The organism is Actinoallomurus acaciae, assembly GCF_042429965.1.
GTDB classification, from domain to species: domain Bacteria; phylum Actinomycetota; class Actinomycetes; order Streptosporangiales; family Streptosporangiaceae; genus Actinoallomurus; species Actinoallomurus acaciae.
In genome coordinates this window covers 1-2,507 of record NZ_JBHLZP010000845.1, presented here as the reverse complement: position 1 = coordinate 2,507, position 2,507 = coordinate 1, and the positions used below count along the sequence as shown (strand labels likewise).

3 protein-coding genes are annotated in these 2,507 nt (G+C 74.0%); 1 reads left to right on the top strand and 2 read right to left on the bottom strand.

Annotation, left to right across the window (positions count from 1 at the left end; genetic code table 11):
• A partial coding sequence (locus ACFFNX_RS47925; protein ID WP_378213094.1) for a site-specific integrase occupies positions 1 to 361 on the bottom strand: 361 nt, incomplete at its 3' end.
• Entirely contained in the window at positions 358 to 885 is a 528-nt protein-coding gene (locus tag ACFFNX_RS47920; protein WP_378213092.1) for a GNAT family N-acetyltransferase, read from the bottom strand. The genes ACFFNX_RS47920 and ACFFNX_RS47925, both read right to left, overlap by 4 nt.
• 88 nt (positions 886 to 973) lie before the next feature.
• On the opposite strand from ACFFNX_RS47920, the gene ACFFNX_RS47915 reads away from it, so the two are divergent.
• Positions 974 to 2,507: FAD/NAD(P)-binding protein (locus ACFFNX_RS47915; protein WP_378213091.1), on the top strand; the 1,534-nt coding region annotated here is incomplete at its 3' end.

Below are 2,507 nucleotides of genomic sequence, written 5' to 3'. Positions count from 1 at the left end.
CGGCGGTCAGGCGGCGGGCCGTGCCGCCGGTGCGGTCGACGTACGGGCGATGGGCGCGGGCGGTCGGCTCGCGGGTCACCGCGACGCCGAACCTCCGGCCCTCGTCGATCGCGTACGTGTAGAACGAGCCCAGGCTCGACAGCATGCGCTCCCGGGTCGACGGTGCCCTTCCCGACCGTTCCAGGAACGCCGCCCACGCGTCGACGTGCGCGCGGTTCGCCGTGAGCGGTTCGGCGTCGCGTTCGCGCAGCCAGGCGGCCCAGGCGCGCAGGTCGTGCCGGTAGGCGCGGCGGGTGTTCGGCGACCGGACCGACGCCAGCCACGCGTCCACGACCAGGGCCGGCGCCGACGTCGAGGTCATTGAAGGGTCTTCGCGAAACACCGGGAGAACCACAGGGACGCGTACGCCGGCAGGATCGGGATCGGCGTGTAGCCCTCGCGTTCGTAGAGCCGGACCGCGTCGGGCTGACGGTCGCCGGTCTGCAGGACGATCCGCCGGGCGCCCCGTCGCCGCGCCTCCTCCTCGGCCGCCCGCAGCAGCGCGCCCGCCACGCCGGCGCCCCGGTAGGGCGGCACCACGTACATGCGCTTGAGTTCGAGGTCCTCCCCGGCCCGGCGCAGTGTGACGTGGCCCACCGGGAGCCCGTCGCCGGTAACGGCGATCGCCGTGTACACGACCGTGTCGGGTTCGACGTGCATCACCGGAGGCTGAGCGGCCGGATCGGTCGCCCGGTCGGCGTACCGCTGGACCATCTCCGCGGTCAGGGCCCGGCGGAGCGCGACCGCGGCCGGGTCGGCGTAGTCCACCGGCGTCACCGTGATCTGCGGCGGCCGCAGCGGAACCGGGTGCACGGGGTCGCCGAGGAGCCCCGGAATGTTCTCCATGAAGGGCACCTTAGGCATATTATCTACTAAATTGGTAGACAAGGTCTCCTAGGGGAGGTTCCGGGATGCCCGACGTCGTCGCCCGCCGATGAGCGCCCGCCCCGTCGTCCTGGTCGTCGTCGGTGCCGGGCCGGGCGGCACCGTGCTGACCGAACGGCTGGGTGCCAACGCCGCCGAGTTCGCCGGCGACAGGCCGGTCGAGATCCACGTGGCCGACCCTTACCCGCCGGGCGGCGGACGGGTCTGGCGGCTGGACCAGCCGGACCTGCTCTGGATGAACTCCCAGGCCGCCGACGTCACGATGTTCACCGACGAGACCGTACGGATCGACGGCCCGATCCGCCCCGGTCCCACGCTGTGCGAGTGGGGCGACGTCGAACCCGGCCGGTTCCCGACCCGGCGGCTGCAGAACGCCTACCTGTCCTGGTGCTTCCGGCACGTCGCCGACACCGCGCCGGAGCCGGTGACCGTGCACGTCCACGCCGGGCGCGTCCTGGACGTCACCGACGGCCCCGGCGGGGCACAGCTCGTACGGATCGAGGGGCGCGCCGAACCGGTCGGCGCCGACGCGGTGATCCTGGCGCAGGGACACCTGGACGTGACGCCCGGACCCGAGCACCGGCGCCTGACCGACTTCGCGGCGGCGCACGGCCTGACGTACGTCCCGCCCCACTACGCCGCCGACACCGACCTCACCGCGCTCCGCCCGGGGGAGCCGGTCGTCATGCGCGGGATGGGCCTCGGCTTCATCGACGACATGGTGCTGCTCACCGAAGGACGCGGTGGCCGGTTCACGGCACGCCCCGACGGCCGCCTCACCTACCACCCGTCCGGCCGGGAGCCGATCCTGCACGCGGGGTCGCGGCGCGGCGTGCCGTACCACTCGAAGATCACCTACGAGCTCTCCGGCGAGCGCCCGCCGGGGCCGCGCTACTTCACCCCGGCCGTCACCAAGGAGCTGTACGAACGACGGGGCCCGCTCGACCTGCGCGCCGACCTGTGGCCGCTGATCGCCCGAGAGCTCGCCTGGTTCCACTACCACGAACTGTTCGGCGCCCATCCGGACCGGGTCGCCCTGCCGTGGCCGGAGTTCGAGGCGCGCCTGGACGCCCTCGTCGACCAGGGCGCCGAGCTCGGCGCCCTGGTCGACGAGGGCGTGCCCAAAGGCGAGGACCGGCTCGACCTGGACCGGCTCCTCGACCCGCTGGCGGGGGAGCGCTTCGAGGACGCGGAGGCCTTGCAGGAGAGGATCCGCGCGTACGTCACCGCCGACGTCGAGCGCCACGCCGACCCCGCGCACAGTGCCGACCTGGCCGTCTTCTTCGGCCTGCTCACCGTGTTCGGCGTCCTGGTCGACGCGGTGAACGGCGGACGCCTGAGCGCCCGCTCGCAGGCCGAGGAGGACGTCGGCGCGTGGCTGCACGGGGTGTTCGGCTACTACGCGAGCGGCCCGCCGCCGCGCCGCCTGCGCGAGCTGGAGGCGCTGTCCCGCGCCGGGATCGTCCGTTTCCTCGGCCCCGGCATCACCGTCGCCGCCGAGAACGGCCGGTTCCTCGCCCGCGCCACGGCGACCCCGGCCACCGCCGACGCTCGCGCGCTGGTCGAGTCGCGGCTGCCCTCCG

Coding starts and splice junctions, on each gene's coding strand:
- ACFFNX_RS47920 (WP_378213092.1), bottom strand. CDS start 885: ATGGAGAACATTCCGGGGCTCCTCGGCGACCCCGTGCACCCGGTTCCG.